Origin of the sequence: Streptomyces sp. NPDC029044, from assembly GCF_040637495.1 — a bacterium.
In the GTDB taxonomy this organism is placed as follows: Bacteria; Actinomycetota; Actinomycetes; order Streptomycetales; family Streptomycetaceae; genus Streptomyces.
This window is the reverse complement of record NZ_JBEZWN010000021.1, coordinates 79,896-97,820: the sequence shown is the minus strand read 5'-3', so window position 1 is coordinate 97,820 and position 17,925 is coordinate 79,896. Positions and strand designations below refer to the sequence as shown.

12 protein-coding genes are annotated in these 17,925 nt (G+C 72.2%); 5 read left to right on the top strand and 7 right to left on the bottom strand.

The annotated features are described in order from the left end of the window. The 5 genes from AB0E85_RS19265 to AB0E85_RS19245 form a co-directional block, all read right to left on the bottom strand. On the bottom strand, positions 1-930 hold the full coding sequence (locus tag AB0E85_RS19265; protein ID WP_033310613.1) for a branched-chain amino acid ABC transporter permease: 930 nt from the start codon (positions 928-930) through the stop codon (positions 1-3). A gap of 143 nt (positions 931-1,073) precedes the next feature. After that, the gene (locus AB0E85_RS19260; protein WP_361928431.1) at positions 1,074-2,303 is read right to left on the bottom strand and encodes a branched-chain amino acid ABC transporter substrate-binding protein; all 1,230 of its coding nucleotides are present in this window, start codon (positions 2,301-2,303) and stop codon (positions 1,074-1,076) included. A 792-nt stretch (positions 2,304-3,095) separates the two neighbouring features. Further along, complete coding sequence (locus AB0E85_RS19255; RefSeq protein WP_361928394.1) at positions 3,096-3,968, bottom strand: trypsin-like serine protease; 873 nt, start codon at positions 3,966-3,968, stop codon at positions 3,096-3,098. A gap of 119 nt (positions 3,969-4,087) precedes the next feature. Next, entirely contained in the window at positions 4,088-4,576 is a 489-nt protein-coding gene (locus AB0E85_RS19250; RefSeq protein WP_361928391.1) for a hotdog fold thioesterase, read from the bottom strand. 56 nt (positions 4,577-4,632) lie between these two features. After that, a complete protein-coding gene (locus AB0E85_RS19245) occupies positions 4,633-6,912 on the bottom strand; it encodes an FdhF/YdeP family oxidoreductase (protein WP_361928388.1) in 2,280 nt (759 codons plus the stop codon). A 185-nt stretch (positions 6,913-7,097) separates the two neighbouring features. Here AB0E85_RS19245 and polA point away from each other — a divergent pair, with 185 nt between their 5' ends. Together polA and AB0E85_RS19235 are read left to right on the top strand one after the other, a co-directional pair. Continuing rightward, on the top strand, positions 7,098-9,824 hold the full coding sequence (gene polA / locus AB0E85_RS19240; RefSeq protein ID WP_361928386.1) for a DNA polymerase I: 2,727 nt from the start codon (positions 7,098-7,100) through the stop codon (positions 9,822-9,824). A 732-nt stretch (positions 9,825-10,556) separates the two neighbouring features. Continuing rightward, positions 10,557-11,174, top strand: coding sequence for a hypothetical protein (locus AB0E85_RS19235; RefSeq protein ID WP_361928383.1), 618 nt, complete (start codon positions 10,557-10,559; stop codon positions 11,172-11,174). Here AB0E85_RS19235 and AB0E85_RS19230 read toward each other — a convergent pair. After that, entirely contained in the window at positions 11,092-11,949 is an 858-nt protein-coding gene (locus tag AB0E85_RS19230; protein WP_361928380.1) for a DUF4184 family protein, read from the bottom strand. The two genes, AB0E85_RS19235 and AB0E85_RS19230, sit on opposite strands and share 83 nt — an antisense overlap. A gap of 342 nt (positions 11,950-12,291) precedes the next feature. Here AB0E85_RS19230 and AB0E85_RS19225 point away from each other — a divergent pair, with 342 nt between their 5' ends. From AB0E85_RS19225 to AB0E85_RS19215, 3 genes are all read left to right on the top strand, one after another. Beyond that, positions 12,292-14,049 (top strand): lytic transglycosylase domain-containing protein, encoded by a 1,758-nt coding sequence (locus tag AB0E85_RS19225; protein WP_361928377.1) that lies wholly within the window; start codon positions 12,292-12,294, stop codon positions 14,047-14,049. Between the two features lie 150 nt (positions 14,050-14,199). Then, positions 14,200-14,334, top strand: a complete 135-nt coding sequence (locus AB0E85_RS19220) for an SPW_0924 family protein (protein WP_107308296.1) — start codon at positions 14,200-14,202, stop codon at positions 14,332-14,334. A 25-nt stretch (positions 14,335-14,359) separates the two neighbouring features. Further along, a complete protein-coding gene (locus AB0E85_RS19215) occupies positions 14,360-15,352 on the top strand; it encodes a DUF3068 domain-containing protein (protein WP_361928374.1) in 993 nt (330 codons plus the stop codon). Here the strand turns inward: AB0E85_RS19215 and hrpB are convergent. After that, positions 15,342-17,882 (bottom strand): ATP-dependent helicase HrpB, encoded by a 2,541-nt coding sequence (gene hrpB, locus AB0E85_RS19210; protein ID WP_361928371.1) that lies wholly within the window; start codon positions 17,880-17,882, stop codon positions 15,342-15,344. The genes AB0E85_RS19215 and hrpB overlap by 11 nt on opposite strands. Positions 17,883-17,925: the final 43 nt, after the last annotated feature.

Sequence of the window (17,925 nt, the reverse complement as noted above, 5' to 3'; positions counted from 1 at the left end):
TCACGCCCTGTCCGCGACGCGCTCGCCGAGCAGGCCCTGTGGCCTGAAGAGGAGCACGAGGATGAGGAGGCAGAAGGCCCAGACGTTGGCCCAGCTCTGGCCGCCGAGCTGCTGCATGCCCGGGATCTCGTCGATGTAGGCGGAGGCGAGGGTTTCGGCGACGCCGAGGACGACGCCGCCGAGCATGGCGCCGTAGATGTTGCCGATGCCGCCGAGGACGGCCGCGGTGAAGGCCTTGAGGCCCATCAGGAAGCCCATGCGGTAGTCGACGTTGCCGTACTTGAGTCCGTAGGCGACGGCGGCGACGGCGGCGAAGAAGCCGCCGATGGCGAAGGCGATGACGATGATGCGGTTGGTGTCGATGCCCATCAGCTGCGCCGTGTCGGGGTCCTGTGCGGTGGCCTGCATGGCGCGGCCGGTGCGGCTGCGGCGCACGAAGAAGGCGAGGGCGGCCATGCAGAGGACGGCGGCGAGGATGAGGAAGATGTCGGCGTCCTTGATGGTGACGGAGCCGATGTCGTGGGTGGCGTCGAGGCCGGGGAAGGCGCGGGCGCGGTCGGCGCCGGGGTAGAAGTTGCGCACGACCTCCTGGAGGGCCAGGGAGAGGCCGATGGCGGTGATGAGCGGTGCCAGGCGTGGTGCTCCGCGCAGTGGTCGGTAGGCGAACCGTTCCGCTCCGACGGCTATGAGGATGGCGACGAGGGCTCCGCCGAGGAGCATGAGGGGTACCGCGAGGGCCATCGAGGTGCCGTCGGGGAGGATGTAGAAGTAGACCGTGAGGGCGCCGAAGGCCCCGGTCATGAAGATCTCGCCGTGCGCGAAGTTGATGAGCTGGACGATGCCGTACACCATCGTGTAGCCGATGGCGATCAGCCCGTACATCGAGCCTAGGAGCAGCCCGTTGGCCAGCTGCTGCGGCAGGGTGTTCACCGCATGGCCTCCATGTCGCTGGTGGTCGTGTGCACTGGATGCGTGCGTGGTCGCGTGCTGTGTGGGGGTGTGAAAACGGGCCGCGCGGTCGGGGTCCTCCTTCCGCGCGGCCCGTGGGTGAGGCTTGCTGGGGGCCGGTACTTCTACTGCAGGTCGGCGGTGCCGGTGTCGACGGCCTTCCAGGCGCCCTTCTCGACCTGGTAGACGGTCAGCTGCTTGTTGGTGGTGTCGCCGTACTCGTCGAAGGCGATCTTGCCGGTGAGGCCTTCGAAGTCGGACTTCTGGACACCGTCGACGACCTTGGAGCGCAGGTCGTTGATGTCGGTGGGCACCTTGCCGCCGTTGGCGTCGGCCGCGGCCTTGACGGCCTTGATGATGGCGGTGGTGGCGTCGTAGGCGTAGGCGCCGTAGGCGCCGTAGTCGCCCTTGTAACCCTTGTCCTTGTACGTCTGGATGAACGTCTTGGCGGCGGGCAGGGTGTCGGCGGGGACGCCGATGGCGGTGGCGAGGTCGCCCTCGGAGGACTTGCCGGCGGCCTCGATGTAGGTGGTGGCGAACATGCCGTCACCGCCGAACAGCGGGATCTTGACGCCGGCGTCCTTGAGCTGCTTGGTGATCAGCGCGGACTCGTCGTACTGGCCGCCGTAGTAGAGGAGGTCGGCACCGGAGTTCTTGATCTTGGTGACGAGGGAGCCGAAGTCCTTGTCGCCGGTGTTGACGTGGTCGGTGCCGACGACCTTGCCGCCGAGCTTCTTGTACTGCTCGTTGAAGATCTTCGCGAGACCGGCGCCGTAGGTCTGCTTGTCGTCGACGACGAAGGCCTTCTTCTTCTTGAGGCCGTTGTACGCGTAGCCGGCGGCGAAGCTGCCCTGCAGTTCGTCGGTGGTGGCGGTGCGGAAGTACGTCTTGAACGGGCGCTTCTTGTCCGACTGCCAGTTCTTGCCCTGGGTCAGCTCGGGGGCCGTGTTCGCGGGGGAGATCTGGACCATGTTGGCCGAGGCGAACACCTGCTGCATCGTCTGGGCGACGCCGGAGTTCAGCGGGCCGACCGCGCCGACGGCGGTCTTGTCGCCGACGATGTTGGTGGCGTTGGTCTGGCCGGTGGCGGGCTGCGCCTTGTCGTCCAGGGCCTTGAGCTTGAACTTCACGCCCGGGACCCAGTTGTTCTTGTTGGCGTCGTCGATGGCTATCTGGGCGCCGTACTGGATGCCGAGGCCGGTGGTGGAGTTCTCACCGGAGAGGGGGGCGTCGACGCCGATGGTCAGCGTGGTGCTGCTCCCGTTGTCTCCGCCCTTGTCACCGCTGTCGTCTCGGGAGCCGCAGGCGGTGAGAGTCAGAGCTCCGGTCGTGAGAACGGAGGTAAGAATCACCAAGGAACGCTGTCGCACAATCAGTCCTTTCACAGGCAGGCCCCGCCCTGGTCGGGGGGTGAGTGCCGCGCTGGTACCGAACTCCCGATGGAGGCGGTGACTGGCCGTGACTCTAAGCCCGGGGTAAGGGCAGGGTCAGCGGCGCGGGCTGGCTTGTGACTTTCTTGTTATGACGGGGTGGATGCCCGGTCTCGGCCGCGGACCCTCTCGGCGGGTTTGGTGGATTTTCGCCGAGGTCCGCATTCTGAGAACCCGCACTTCCGGTTGGCCGTGGCTGAGATCGTGCGGTTGCCGGAATGCGTGCGTGGCCAACAAGATCGGAAAGGTTTCCGGGAGTGAGCCCGGCTGAAGGCGAAACCGCGGCGTTGTATTGCGCGCGCGTTACGGAGCGTCACAGCAGGAATTGCGTGCTCTATACACGGGAAACTCCCGAGTCATCGGAATCGGCGATTTTCCACGGGATGCGGCAGGTCGCTCGCCGCGCGGTGGCCGGCGGCAGGGCGGCCGCCATCGCCCTGCACCGCCGCCGGGCCGGGAGCGCGCGCGTCGCCGCGCGGACGGTGCCGTGGCGGCTGGGGCCGAACTCGCCCGTCGACGCTGGGGGTTGAGTGACTCGGTGGCCTACTGCGGTGCCCGGAGCGGGAGATGGAGGGCCGCCCGTGTCCGGCCGGCCCTCCCGGTTGCGTCACGGTCGCCCCGCCGGCCCGCGGCGTACGCGGAGCGGCGGGGCGGTGGGCGGTGGGCGGTGTCGTGCGGCCGGTGGCGACCGGTGCCGCCGCAGGCCTCCGGCGTGGGCTACGGCAGCTTCACGAACGGCGAGAGGAAGGCGCGGGCGCCGGGTGTGTCCAGGCGGTACGTCACGTTGGTCGCGTAGCAGGGGCTGTCGCCGGTGACGGTGGTGGCAGCGAGGATGCTTCTGCCGCCGATGGTGGCGAAGTTGGGGCCGCCCGAGTCGCCGTAGCAGGCACCTCCGTTGCCCTGGGGCGCGGTCATCGCGAGCCGGGCCCAGGAGTCGTTGAGGGCATTGAAGGTGACGGGTGCCTTCATCCGGACCCCGCCACCGGGGTGGGTCTGGCCGCCGGGGCCGTTGGCGGCCTCCTGGGTGCCGTATCCGGCGACGAGCCAGTCGGTGGCGTTCAGGCCCTGCGGGCCGAGCTTGCCGAGCTGGCCGGCGGTGGGCAGGGTGGCCGGGGTGAAGCTCCAGCGGGCCTTGACCTCGGCGGCGGGCAGCTGGATCACCGCGATGTCGTGGGTGTCGGAGGCGGGGCCCGGGTAGGCGGGGTGGCTGTGGGCGGTGCCCCGGACGGCGACGGCCGCGGCCTGTGCGGCCGGGTCGCCCGGGTACTTCTTCGCCGCCGTGTCGAGCCCGGACTGCACGTCCTGGTCGAGGGAGACGTAGAAGCGCACGTTGTCGGGCCAGTCCGAGGTGCAGTGCGCGGCAGTCAGGAAGGTGTCCGCGTCGATCATGGTGCCGGAGCAGACCCAGTCGGCCCGGTCGGGGGTGGCGGGGTCGCCGTCGTCGTCCCAGGTGGCCACGAGCGCCCCGACCTCGGTGCGTTCGGGGGCGGGTGCGGCGTTGTAGGAGTTGATGGCGGAGGACGGCAGCGCGGTGGCGAGCACGGTGGCGCAGGCCGCCGCGGTGACGGAGAGGACGCGTACGGAGGTCAAGAGAAACCCTTCTGCGGGTGGGACGGGTCTTCTCCTGTGGGGGGAGCGCCAGTGAAGTGCCCGCGGGGCGGTCGCGACAAGAGCGCGCCCGCCCCTCCAGGGTTTTCCCTACGTCCGGATCAGCACGCGGAGCGGATGAGCTCCTCGTCGCCCGGCCGCACGTCGCGCAGCATGCAGGTCAGCCGGGCGGTGCAGACCCGCTTGTCGTTCTCGTCGGTGATCACGATCTCGTACGTGGCCGTCGAGCGCCCCCGGTGCACGGGCGTGGCCACGCCCGTGACCAGCCCGGAGCGCGCCCCGCGGTGGTGGGTGCAGTTCAGGTCGACGCCCACGGCGATCTTGGAGCTGCCGCCGTGCAGCATCGATCCGATCGAGCCGAGGGTCTCGGCCAGCACCGCGGAGGCCCCGCCGTGCAGCAGTCCGTAGGGCTGGGTGTTGCCCTCCACCGGCATGGTGCCGACCACCCGGTCCGCCGACGCCTCGGAGATCTGGACGCCCATCCGGTTGCCGAGGTGGCCCGCGGAGAACAGGGCCAGGAGGTCCACGCCGAGCGCGGCGTACTCGTCGATGACCTCTTGCGGGAACTTCACATGCTGCTGCTCACCCATCGGGCCCGGCTCCGTTCGTCCTCGTCACTCGGCTGTCTGTTGCACTGAGCGAACGCTCAGTCGGTCGCCGATTGTTCCAGACGCACCACGACGGACTTGCTGGCCGGGGTGTTACTGGTGTCCGCGGTGGCGTCCAGCGGCACCAGCACGTTGGTCTCCGGGTAGTACGCGGCGGCGCAGCCCCGGGCCGTGGGGTAGTGCACGACGCGGAAGCCGGGGGCCCGGCGCTCCACGCCGTCCCTCCACTCGCTCACCAGGTCCACGTACGACCCGTCCGCCACCTTCAGGGCCCGGGCGTCCTCCGGGTTGACCAGGACCACCCGCCGGCCGCCCCGGATGCCCCGGTAGCGGTCGTCGAGGCCGTAGATCGTGGTGTTGTACTGGTCGTGCGAGCGCAGCGTCTGGAGCAGCAGGCGGCCCTCGGGCAGCCGCGGGTACTCCACGGGCGCGGCCGTGAAGTTGGCCTTGCCGGTGGCGGTGGGGAAGCGGCGCTCGTCGCGCGGGGCGTGGGGGAGGGCGAAGCCGCCGGGGCGCGCCACGCGCGCGTTGAAGTCCTCGAAGCCCGGGATCACGCGTGCGATGCGGTCGCGGATCGCCGCGTAGTCCTTCTCGAACTCCTCCCACGGCGTGCGGCTGTCCTCGCCCAGCACGCGGCGGGCCAGGCGGCTGACGATGGCCGGTTCCGACAGCAGGTGCCGGCTCGCGGGCTCCAGGCGGCCCCGGGAGGCGTGCACCATGCCCATCGAGTCCTCGACGGTCACGAACTGCTCGCCGCTGCCCTGCACATCGCGCTCGGTACGCCCGAGCGTCGGGAGGATCAGGGCACGTGCGCCTGTGACCGCGTGCGAGCGGTTCAGCTTCGTCGACACGTGCACGGTCAGCCGGGCGCGGCGCATGGCCGCCTCGGTGACGTCCGTGTCGGGGGACGCCGAGACGAAGTTGCCGCCCATGGCGAAGAACACCTTCGCCTCGCCGTCGCGCAGGGCGCGGATGGCACGCACGACGTCATAGCCGTGCTCGCGCGGGGGCGCGAAGCCGAACTCCTTCTCCAGGGCGTCCAGGAACGCCGGGGCGGGCCGCTCGAAGATGCCCATCGTGCGGTCGCCCTGCACGTTCGAATGCCCGCGCACCGGGCACACACCCGCACCGGGGCGGCCGATGTTGCCGCGCAGCAGCAGGAAGTTGACGACTTCCCGGATCGTGGGGACCGAGTGCTTGTGCTGGGTGAGGCCCATCGCCCAGCACACGATGGTGCGCTGCGAGGCCAGGACCATACGGAGGGCCTTGTCGATGTCCTCCTGAGTGAGGCCGGTCGCCGTGAGCGTCTCGTCGCGGTCGGCGGCACGGGCGGCTTCGGCGAACTCCTCGTAGCCGTGCGTGTGCTCGCGCACGAACGCCTCGTCGACCGCGCCGTCCGTCTCCAGGATCAGCTTGTTCAGCAGGCGGAACAGGGCCTGGTCGCCGCCGATGCGGATCTGCAGGAACAGGTCGGTGAGCGCGGCGCCCTTGATCATGCCCTGCGGTGTCTGCGGGTTCTTGAAGCGCTCCAGGCCCGCCTCGGGCAGCGGGTTGACGCTGATGATCTTCGCGCCGTTGTCCTTGGCCTTCTCCAGCGCGGACAGCATGCGCGGGTGGTTCGTCCCCGGGTTCTGCCCGGCGACGATGATCAGGTCGGCCTGGTGGAGGTCCTCCAGCAGGACACTGCCCTTGCCGATGCCGATCGTCTCCGACAGGGCCGAGCCGGACGACTCGTGGCACATGTTCGAGCAGTCGGGGAGGTTGTTCGTGCCGAACTCGCGGGCGAACAGCTGGTAGAGGAACGCGGCCTCGTTGCTCGTGCGGCCGGACGTGTAGAAGACGGCCTCGTCCGGGGAGGCGAGCGCGGCGATCTCCTCACCGATGATGTCGAAGGCGCGCTCCCAGGTGACCGGCTCGTAGTGCGAGCCGCCCTCGGGCAGGTACATGGGGTGGGTCAGCCGGCCCTGCTGGCCCAGCCAGTAGCCGCTGCGCCCGGCCAGGTCGGCGACCGGGTGGGCGGCGAAGAACTCGGGCGTGACGCGGCGCAGGGTGGCCTCCTCGGCCACGGCCTTCGCGCCGTTCTCGCAGAACTCCGCCTTGTGCCGGTGCTCCGGCTCGGGCCAGGCGCAGCCTGGGCAGTCGAAGCCGTCCTTCTGGTTCACGCTCAGCAGCGTCAGGGCGGTGCGTTTCACACCCATCTGCTGCTGGGCGATCCGCAGCGTGTGGCCGATGGCCGGGAGTCCTGCGGCCGCGCGCTTCGGCCCGGCGACCTGCGGCGCGTCCTGAACCGGATCGCTCTTGGGCGGCTTCGACGCCATCGCACACTCCCCTTCGACTGCGCTGTGAGGTACGTCTCCGATCCTCGCACGTGGTGGTGACAGCGGTTGCGGTCGGGCCGGAGGCGCCGGCGGCGGGGGAGCGGGGTTCCTCGTGGGGGCGCGTCCGGACCCGGCACCCGCGGGGGCGGGACCGACTGTCAGTGGGGCGTGGCAGGATCGGGGGCGTGGCAGAGACAGCATCGAAGACGACCGACCAGACCTCCGGCGGCAGCCGGCCGCGACTGATGCTCATGGACGGGCACTCGCTGGCCTACCGCGCGTTCTTCGCGCTGCCCGCGGAGAACTTCACCACCGCGACGGGCCAGCCGACGAACGCGATCTACGGCTTCGCGTCGATGCTGGCCAACACGCTGCGCGACGAGGCGCCCACGCACTTCGCGGTCGCCTTCGACGTCTCCCGCAAGACCTGGCGCTCCCAGGAGTTCACGGAGTACAAGGCGAACCGCTCCAAGACCCCCGACGAGTTCAAGGGCCAGGTCGAGCTGATCGGCGAGCTGCTGGACGCGATGGGCGTCGCCCGCTTCGCGGTGGACGGCTTCGAGGCGGACGACGTCATCGCCACGCTCGCCACCCAGGCCGAGGCCGAGGGCTTCGAGGTGCTGATCGTCACCGGCGACCGCGACTCCTTCCAGCTGGTCAGCGAGCACACCACGGTGCTGTACCCGACCAAGGGCGTCTCCGAGCTGACCCGTTTCACCCCGGAGAAGGTGTTCGAGAAGTACGCGTTGACGCCCGCGCAGTACCCCGACTTCGCGGCCCTGCGCGGCGACCCCTCCGACAACCTCCCCGGCATCCCCGGCGTCGGCGAGAAGACCGCCGCGAAGTGGATCAACCAGTTCGGCTCCTTCGCCGAGCTCGTCGAGCGCGTGGACGAGGTCAAGGGCAAGGCCGGCCAGAACCTCCGGGACCACCTGGAATCCGTCAAGCTCAACCGCCGGCTCACCGAGCTGGAGCGCCGGGTAGAGCTCCCCAAGGGCGTCACCGACCTGGAGCGCGCGGCCTACGACCGCAAGGCCGTCGCGATGATCCTGGACACCCTGGAGATCAGGAACCCCTCGCTGCGCGAGCGGCTCTTCGCCGTCGACCCCGGCGCCGAGGAGGCCGAGACCACCCCGGTCAGCACCGAAGGCGTGGAGCTGGACGGCGCTGTGCTCTCCACCGGCGAGCTGCCCGCCTGGCTCACCGAGCACGGCACCCAGCCCCTCGGCATCGCCACGGTCGACACCTGGGCGCTCGGCACCGGCTCGGTCGCCGAGGTCGCCCTCGCCGCGCCCGGCGGACCCGCCGCCTGGTTCGACCCCTCCCAGCTGGACGAGGCCGACGAGAGGGCCTTCGCCGCCTGGCTCGCCGACGCCGCCCGGCCCAAGATCCTCCACAACGCCAAGGGCGCCATGCGCGTCTTCGCCGAGCACGGCTGGAGCGTCGAGGGCGTCACCATGGACACGGCGCTCGCCGCGTACCTGGTCAAGCCGGGACGCCGCTCCTTCGACCTGGACGCGCTGTCCCTGGAGTACCTGCACCGCGAGCTGACGCCGGCCGCCGCTGCCGACGGCCAGCTCGCCTTCGGGGCGGACGACGGCGCCGAGGCCGAGGCCCTGATGATCCAGGCCCGTGCCGTCCTCGACCTGGGCCAGGCCTTCGAGGGCCGTCTGGAGGAGGTCGGCGCCGCCGACCTGCTGCGCGACATGGAGCTGCCCACGTCCGCGCTGCTCGCCCGCATGGAGCGGCACGGCATCGCGGCCGACCGGCCCCACCTGGAGGCCATGGAGCAGATGTTCGCCGGCGCCGTCCAGCAGGCGGTCAAGGAGGCCCACGCGGCGGCCGGGCACGAGTTCAACCTGGGCTCGCCCAAGCAGCTCCAGGAAGTCCTCTTCGGTGAGCTGGCCCTGCCCAAGACCAAGCGGACCAAGACCGGCTACACCACGGACGCCGACGCCCTCGCCTGGCTCGCCACGCAGACGGACAACGAGCTGCCGGTGATCATGCTCCGCCACCGCGAGCAGGCCAAGCTCCGCGTGACCGTCGAGGGCCTGATCAAGACGATCGCCGCGGACGGCCGCATCCACACGACGTTCAACCAGACCGTCGCCGCCACCGGCCGCCTGTCCTCCACGGACCCCAACCTCCAGAACATCCCGGTCCGCACCGACGAGGGCCGGGCGATCCGCCGGGGCTTCGTCGTCGGCGAGGGCTTCGAGTCGCTGATGACGGCCGACTACAGCCAGATCGAGCTGCGTGTGATGGCGCACCTCTCCGAGGACGAGGGCCTGATCGAGGCGTTCACCTCCGGCGAGGACCTGCACACCACGGCCGCCTCCCAGGTCTTCGCGGTCGAGCCGACCGCGGTCGACGCCGAGATGCGCCGCAAGATCAAGGCCATGTCGTACGGCCTCGCCTACGGGCTCTCGGCCTTCGGCCTGTCCCAGCAGCTGAACATCGAGGCGGCGGAGGCACGCGCCCTGATGGACGCCTACTTCGAGCGGTTCGGCGGCGTACGGGACTATCTGCGCCGGGCGGTCGACGAGGCCCGGGCCACGGGCTACACGGCGACGCTCTTCGGGCGCCGCCGCTACCTGCCCGACCTCAACAGCGACAACCGCCAGCGCCGCGAGGCCGCCGAGCGGATGGCGCTGAACGCGCCCATCCAGGGCACCGCGGCCGACATCGTCAAGATCGCCATGCTCAAGGTCGACGACGCCCTGAAGGACGCCGGCCTGGCCTCCCGCATGCTCCTCCAGGTCCACGACGAAATCGTGCTGGAGATCGCCCCCGGGGAGCGGGCCGCCGCCGAGGAACTGGTCCGCCGGCAGATGGCCGACGCCGTCGCTCTCCGGGTCCCCCTGGGTGTCTCGGTGGGTGCGGGCCCGGACTGGGAGTCGGCGGCGCACTAGCCGCTGCCCGGCCCGGCGCGCCTTCTCGGGTGGGGTGCGGGGGCGGGGGCGGGGGCGCTGCCCGGGCCGGGCCGTCGGGCTTCCGGCTCGGCAGGGGCGCCCAGGGTCCAGGCCGCGGCACACGGGTTGCCCCGGCTGTGGCTCCCCGGGTGCCGCCCGGTCGCCGCCGGGGTCTGACCGAGCCGGGGCGCCGAGGGTTCAGGCCGCGGCACACGGGTTGCCCCGCCGTGGCTCCCCGGGTGCCGCCCGGTCGCCGCCGGGGTCTGGCCGAGCCGGGGCGCCGCCGGGTGCCGCGCGGTCTCGCCGCCGGGGTCCGGCCGAGCCGGGGTGCCGAGGGTTCAGGTCGCGGCTCACGGGTTGCCCGGGCTGTGGCTCTCCGGGTGCCGCCCGGTCGCCGCCGGGGTCCGACCGAGCCTGGGCGCCGGGGTGCTCCAGCCGTCCGCCGTCCGGCGGAAACCGTCACTCGCGTGGCCCCCGAGAAGGCGCCCGCGCCCCTGGGGGTCACGAAGATGCGGGTGCCGAGGGTTCAGGTCGCGGCACACGGGTTGCCCCGGCTGTGGCTCTCCGGGTGCCGCCCGGCCTCGCCGCCGGGGTCAGACCGAGCCGGGGCGCCGGGGTCCGACCGAGCCGGGGCGCCGGGGTGCTCCAGCCGTCCGCCGTCCCGCGGAAACCGTCACTCGCGTGGCCCCCGAGAAGGCGCCCGCGCCCCTGGGGGTCGCAAAGATGCGGGGCATGGGTATACGCACGCTCCTCCGCCGCACGGCACCAGGCATGGCACTGCCGCCGGCCCCGGCGTTCGAGGCCGCCGCCAGTACGGTTCGCGTCCCCGTCACCTTCACCACGGCCCTGCGCCTCGCGACGGCGGACCTCCGGCAGCGCCTGGCCCCCCGCGGACGGCGACCCACTTCGTCGGCAGACACCGGAGACCTGACCGCCGCTCCGTCCCTCGCGAGTACCGAGGCCCTGGCCGGACTCACCGGCCTGGCTGATGCGGAGACTCTGGCCGCCCTCACCGGCCTCGCCGATGCCGGGACTCTGTCCGCCGTCATCGGCGTCCACGCCGAGTCGGCCGGCCCCGGTCCGTCCGCCGGCGTCGGCCACCTACCCTCCGGGACCCGGCCCTCCGGCACCCCTGGCACCCCGGGCAAACCTTCTCGCCCCTGGGCGAGACTGGCCCGTGACTACCTGACGCTCGTCCTCACCCTGCTCCCACGCCCCCGCCCCGCGCACACCACCATCACCGTGTACATCACGACGGACAGCACGCTCAGCGAGCAGCCGGACGGCTCGGCTCCGTCTCGGCGGCGGGGGCAGGACCGGTGGGGACCGGAACCGGACGCCGCGCCCTGACCCCCACGGCGTAGAGCAGCAGCGCCGGGACGAGTCCCGCGCCGGCGCCGAAGCACACCGTCGGAATGATCTCCCACGGCTTCGCGGCCGAGCCCCAGTACGCCCACCACCGTGACGCCCGCTGCACCGCTCCCGCCAGCGCGAAGCCGCCGATCAGGGCAGCGGCCGCCCACCGGTCCCGTACCGCGAGAACGGGGACCCCGACCGGCTCGCGTACGGGCGTCCGCCGCAGCGCACGCACCACGAACACGGCGATCACGACCGCGGCCACCGCCGAACCGCCGTACTGCAGGTACCAGTACAGCGGCGAGCCCGCCACCTCCCGGCCCAGCACCGGAAACAGCCGCATGCCCCACCGGTCGAGATGCGTGAACGCGTCCCACACCACATGGGTCAGCGCACCGAGCACCGCGGACACGTACCACCGCGCCACCAGCGACGGCCGCACCCGCTCGCGCGGCGCCCCGCACCGCAGCAGGGCCGCCACCCGCCCCTGCCGGGCCCGCGGCAGCAGCGCGACGAGCGGCTCACGCGCCAGCAGCCACAGCCCCACCAGCGCCCAGGCGATGAGCACATCGATCGTGAAGACCCCCGGGAGGGCGTGCGTGACGTCACCGAACTCCATCGCCCCGGACAGCGCACTCGCCGCGTAGTAGGTCATGTCGGGCGCGAAGGAACCCGCCACGAGCACGGCGGGCACCAGCGGACCCCGGCCGGTGCCGTCGGTGCGGACGGCGGGCAGCACGGCTGCCGCATGGCTCAGCGTGAACGGCAACTCGGCTCCCCGCGACGGTCATTGCACCGGGCCGGGACGCCCGGCGGTGAGTGGCCCAGTATGCGGGATGCCGGTCCGCGGACGACGTCACGCGGCACACATGACCAACCGGTGAAAAACGGTCACGAACGGGTGCCCGAGCAAAGGAAGTTGTCGTAGGGTCGCCAGAGTCGCCGCGCGGGGAGTGCGTCGATCACGTGAACGCGGTAAAGAGCAGAGCACGCAAGAGAACAGAGTTGTGGCCGTCGGAGGGCAACCCCTCGGGCGGTTGGATCGTCACAACAGGGCGAACACTGCAGACGTAGACCGGGCGCTCAGGCGTCCACGGGAGGGGTTCACTCTATGGCGGCGCAATTCGGCAGGAGGCTGCGCAAGGGGGCGGCGACCACCGCCGTGGCCGCGGTGGCGGTCGCGGCCCTGTCCGCCTCCCAGGCTCCGGGTGTGAACGACCACGGCAGACAGACCGCCGCCGACGCCACCCCCTCACCCGAAGCGAGTGCCTCCGACGGCAGCGCCACCGGCAACTCGCCCTACTACACGGATCTGCCTCCGCTCAAGAGCCCGAACCCGTCACCGTCCACGGGTCCCGGCCCGGGCGGCACGGGCGTCACGGAAGCCGGCATTCCCGCGACCGTCCTCGACGCCTACAAGAAGGCCGAGACCGCGCTGCGCGAAAAGAAGCCGGGCTGCAACCTCCCCTGGCAACTCCTCGCCGCCATCGGCCGGGTGGAGTCGGGACAGGCTCGCGGCGGCCAGGTCAGGGCCGACGGCACCACCATCAAGCCGATCCTGGGCCCGCAGCTCGACGGCAACGGCTTCGCCCTCATCAAGGACACCGACGACGGCGCGTACGACGGCAACAGCACGTACGACTCGGCCGTCGGCCCCATGCAGTTCATCCCCTCCACCTGGGCGTGGGCCGGCCGCGACGGCAACGCGGACGGCAAGAAGGACCCCAACAACATCTACGACGCCGCGCTCGCCGCCGGCCACTACCTGTGCCGCAACAACTGGGACCTGTCCGACCAGGACGACCTCGACCGTGCGATCCTCAGCTACAACCAGTCGCGGGAGTACCTGAGCCTCGTCATGAGGTGGCTGGAGTACTACCGCAAGGGCACGCACGAGGTCCCGGACGGCACCGGCACGCTGCCCGACAACCGCAGCGACGACGGTGCGGGTGCGAGCCCTACGCCCACCACTCCGGGCACCACCCCTCCCGGCAGCTCGACGCCCGGGCCCGACCGCCCCAAGCCCGGCAAGCCCGGCAAGCCGGGTAAGCCCGGGAAGCCCGGCGGCGGTACGACGACCCCGAAGCCGCCCACCACGCCGCCCGGCACGCCGTCCACGCCGCCCACGACGTCTCCCACGCCCACCGACACGGTGGACCACCTGGAGGACGCCGGCACCGCGAAGCTCACCGCCATGGCGGGCGACGCGTTCAGCAAGCGGATCAGCACCCGCGCCGAGACGGAGGCCGGCAAGGCCGTCGCCAAGGTCAGGGTCCGCTTCACGATCGTCGGCGACACGGACACCACCTTCACCGGCGGTGAGAGCGTGGCCACGGTCGCCACCAACAGCTCCGGCGTGGCCGTGGCGCCCGCCCTCCAGGCGGGGGAGAAGACCGGCGCCGTCACCGTCCGCGCCACCGTCGTGGGCCGTACCGTCCCGGGCCTCGACTACAAGGCCACCGTCACCGAGCGCGCCGCGGACGCCCTCGCCCGCACCGGTGACGCCGCACTGACCTGCGCCCCGGGCGGCGAGTTCGCCGACCAGGTCGAGGTGAAGGCCACGTACAACGGCGCCGTCGCCGACGGTGTCGCGGCCACCGCCACGCTGATCACGTCGGCGGACGACGCGACCGCCAACGACAAGGGCCCCTACTTCAAGGACGCCGACGGCAAGACCGTCCGCAGCCTCACGGGCCTGAAGACGGACGCCAAGGGCCTGCTGAAGCTGCCGAAGCTCTACGCGGACGACACGACCGGCACGTTCCTGCTGCGCATCACCACGGCCGGCGGAGCGGCGCTCACCGTCGAACTGACCGTGGCTGCGGCCGAGACGTCCTCGCCGAGCCCGTCGGCCAGTCCGAGCGCATAGCTCTCAGGTACGACCCGCGACGCCCCTCCTTATGAGGAGGGGCGTCGTTGTGTGTGCAACGTGTTCTCATCTCCGCCGCGCGTTGCTACGGTGCCGAGAAACCTGACGGAGTATCAGTTCTCTCCGTCACGACCCGCGGGGAGGCTCCGTATGCGCGCCCTCATCGCCGCCGCCACCGGTCTCGCCGTCGCGTTCGCCGTGGTCCTGACGCTGACCGCCCTCGGCACCCCCTCGGGCGGGACGTCCCCGAAGCCGCTGCTGACGACCGTGCCCGCACACCCCTGACCGCCTGCCCGGGAGGGAGGCCGAGATGCGCCGCAAGGCCGGCCTGGTCCTGCTCGCCCTCGCCGTGTTCTTCGCGGCCCTGTCCCCGCTGCTGCGCTGGTACGCCTTCCCGCGCCTGGCCAAGGTCCCCGCGAACCAGTACCAGGACATGGTCCTTGAGGCGAAGGACGCCACCCTCCTCGACTACGGCACCATGCGGGCGAAGAAGGTCCCCAAGGTCACCATCGTCCAGACCCTCAAGGGCAACGTGGAGGCCTCCGAGCGGATCGAGGAGTCGGCCGGGCGGGACGTCGTCGTCTGGGACGGCCTGTCCTACGTCGTGGGCCCCGACGGCAAGATGGTCTCCAAGATCCCCGAGCGCTACATCTTCGACGCCCACACCCAGGAACCCGTCCACGCCACCGGCGAAATGGTCGACGGCGACCCGGTGCGCCGCACGGGCATCGAGTTCAAGTGGCCCTTCCTGACGGAGAAACGGGCCTACGAGTACTTCGACGCCCAGGCCCGCATCACCGCGCCCATCACCTACGAGGGCACCCGGGACTTCCGCGGTCTGGAGGTCTACTACTTCGAGCAGACCATCCCCTGGACCAAGGTGAAGATTCCGAAGACCCTGCCCGTCGAGGGCCTCACCCCCGAGGCGGTGGCACGGACCGGCACGACCCGCTGGTACACCACGGTCCGCAAGTTCTGGGTCGAGCCCCTCACCGGTGCGCCCGTGTACGGAGAGGAGATCCACCGGGAGGAACTGCGCGGCGGAGCCCTCCTCGGTGACCGCGACAAGGTGACCGCGTTCGCCGGCCACGTGAAGATGCGCGAGGACTACATCACGCACACCGTCGACCTGGTGAAGTCCCAGCGTCTGCTCATCCTGCTGATGACGTCCTACCTGCCCTGGGGCTCCCTGACCCTCGGTGTCCTCCTGCTGGCCCTCGCGCTGTACCTGGAGGCGCGCGGCCGCCGCCCCTCGGGCCCGGCACCCACGGCGGCCGAGGAACCGTCGTCGGTCAGCGCCTGAGCCGCGCGTTGGTGTGCCGGGTCGGCTCGGCACCCGCCGGGTCCTCGGGCCACGGATGCTTCGGATACCGCCCCCGCAGCTCCGCCCGTACGCCTCGGTAACCGTCGCGCCAGAACGAGGCGAGATCGGCGGTGACGGCGGCCGGGCGCCCGGCCGGGGACAGCAGGTGCACGAGCAGCGGCACGCCGGCGACCCGGGGCGACTCCTGGAGCCCGAACATCTCCTGAAGCTTCACCGCCAGCACAGGCTGCTCGGGCCGGGAGTAGTCGATCCGGATCCTCGAACCGCTCGGCACCGTCATCCGCTCCGGGGCCAGCTCGTCGAGCCGCCCCGCCTCCCCGGAGGCCCAGGGCAGCAGCCGGGCGAGCGCCTGCCCGGCGTCGATCCGCGCCAGATCGGCCCGCCGCCGTGCCCGGCCGAGCTCCGGCTCCAGCCACTCCTCCACGCGCGCGTGCAGCGCGTCGTCGGACACGTCCGGCCAGGGCGCACCGACATGGAGCCGCAGGAACGCCAGCCGCTGCCGCAGGGCATCGGCCTCCGCCGACCACCGCAGCAGTCCGAATCCCTCCCGCCGCAGCCCGTCGAGCAGGGCGTCGCGCACGAGCCCGGGACCGGGGTCCTTCAGTGCCCGTACCGTCAGCTCCACGGCCCCCAGCCGCTCGACCCTCCGCGCGACGACGTCCCCACCGTCCCACCCGACCTCGTCCCGCTCGTCGAGGAGCGCGCCCGCGGCGAGCCGGGCCACGTCCTCGTCCACGACCGCCCCCGACTGCACGCGCGCGTGCCCCCTGCCGACGGGCCGGTCCGCCACGGCGACGGCCACCCACTCCGCCCCGCTCAGCGCACTCCCCGCGCCGGCCTCAGCCCGTGTCCCGGACACCATGAGATACGACCCGCCGTCTGCCCTGGCGACCCGCTCGGGAAAGGCGAGAGCGGCGACGAGACCTGCTTGTCGATCCTCGGAGAGCTTCCCGAGGCCGCCCGTCCCGGCCCGCGGATGCCCGCTGCCGACGGGCGTGCGGGAGACCTCGGCGACGGCGGCCCGCAGCCGCCGGACCTCGGTCCGCCACCGTGAGGAATAGGCGTCACCCCCACGCCGGGCACGACGCAGGGCACCGGCCAGATCGTCGCCGTACTCCCGCGGTGCCTCCTCGCTCAACAGGGCCACGACCTCCGCAGCCCGCTCGGCGCCCGTGAACGGGACGGAGTCGAGCAGTGCCCGCCCCAGCCGGGGATGCACGCCCACCCGGCTCAGCCGGACCCCCCGCTCCGTGGCCCGCCCGGCGGAGTCCACGGCCCCCACCGCCGCCAGGACCTCCCGCGCCGCAGCCATCGCCCCACTCGGCGGCCCGTCCAGCAGCGCCAGACCCGACGCGTCCGGATCCCCCCAGCACGCCACCTGGAGCGCGAACGCCGTCAGGTCGGCCACCTTGATCTCCGGCGACGGAAACCGCGGCAGCCGCGCCTCCTCGGCCTCCGCCCAGCAGCGGTACACCGCCCCCGGCGCCTCACGCCCGGCCCGCCCCGCCCGCTGCCGCCCGGCCGCCTGCGACGCCCGCACCGTCGTCAGCGCGCTCAGCCCGCGCGCGTGGTCCACCCGCGGCTCGCGCGACAGCCCCGAATCCACGACCACGCGTACCCCCGGCACCGTCAGCGACGACTCCGCGACCGACGTCGCCAGCACGACGCGTCGGCGCTCCCCGGGCACCAGCACCGCGTCCTGCACGGCCGCCGGCGCCCGCCCGTGCACCTGGAGCACCTCGACCTCACCGAGCCCCCCGAGCTGCCCGGCGACCCGGGCGATCTCACCCACACCCGGCAGGAAACACAGCACGTCGCCCTCCCGCTCGGCCAGCGCCCGCCGCACCACGGACACCACGTGCGTCAGCAGCGCCGGATCGACCCGCATCCCGTGCGGCGGGCGCACGGGCCGCACCGGCGGCGTCCACACGGCCTCCACCGGATACGCCGTGCCCCGCGCCTCGACCACCGGCGCCCCGCCCAGCAGCCGCGCCCACCCCTGCGCGTCGGTCGTCGCGGAGGCGGCCACCAGCCGCAGCTCCGGACGCAGCGTCTGACGCACGTCCCAGAGGAAGGCCGCCGCCGTGTCCGCGTCCAGGTGCCGCTCGTGGCACTCGTCGAGCACCACCACGTCCGCTCCGGCCAGCTCCTGGTCCCGTTGCAGCCGTTGGACGAGCACACCGGTCGTCACGACCTCCACGCGCGTGTGCCGCCCGACGACCCGTTCCCCGCGCACGGTGTAGCCGACGCTCTCGCCCGGCTTCTCGCCCAGCAGCCACGCCATCCGGCGCGCCGCGGCCCGGGCCGCGATCCGCCGCGGCTCGGCCACGATCACCCGCCGCCCGGGCCCCTCCCCGAGCAGTCCCGCCAGCGCCAGAGGCACCAGCGTCGTCTTGCCGGTGCCGGGCGGCGCCACGAGGACGGCGGTGCCGTGCCCGTCGAGGGCTTCGCGCAGGGCGGGCAGGGCACCGCGCACGGGCAGGGATTCCAGGGCGTCGTAACGGATCACGCTCTCAGTTTCGTACGCGGGAAGACGCGCCACGCGCGCGTGG

Excerpts from the sequence above, each read along its gene's own strand:
- AB0E85_RS19250 (WP_361928391.1), bottom strand. The coding sequence starts at position 4,576 with ATGGGTGAGCAGCAGCATGTGAAGTTCCCGCAAGAGGTCATCGACGAG.
- AB0E85_RS19245 (WP_361928388.1), bottom strand. The coding sequence starts at position 6,912 with ATGGCGTCGAAGCCGCCCAAGAGCGATCCGGTTCAGGACGCGCCGCAG.
- AB0E85_RS19225 (WP_361928377.1), top strand. The coding sequence starts at position 12,292 with ATGGCGGCGCAATTCGGCAGGAGGCTGCGCAAGGGGGCGGCGACCACC.
- AB0E85_RS19220 (WP_107308296.1), top strand. The coding sequence starts at position 14,200 with ATGCGCGCCCTCATCGCCGCCGCCACCGGTCTCGCCGTCGCGTTCGCC.
- AB0E85_RS19235 (WP_361928383.1), top strand. The coding sequence starts at position 10,557 with ATGGGTATACGCACGCTCCTCCGCCGCACGGCACCAGGCATGGCACTG.
- AB0E85_RS19215 (WP_361928374.1), top strand. The coding sequence starts at position 14,360 with ATGCGCCGCAAGGCCGGCCTGGTCCTGCTCGCCCTCGCCGTGTTCTTC.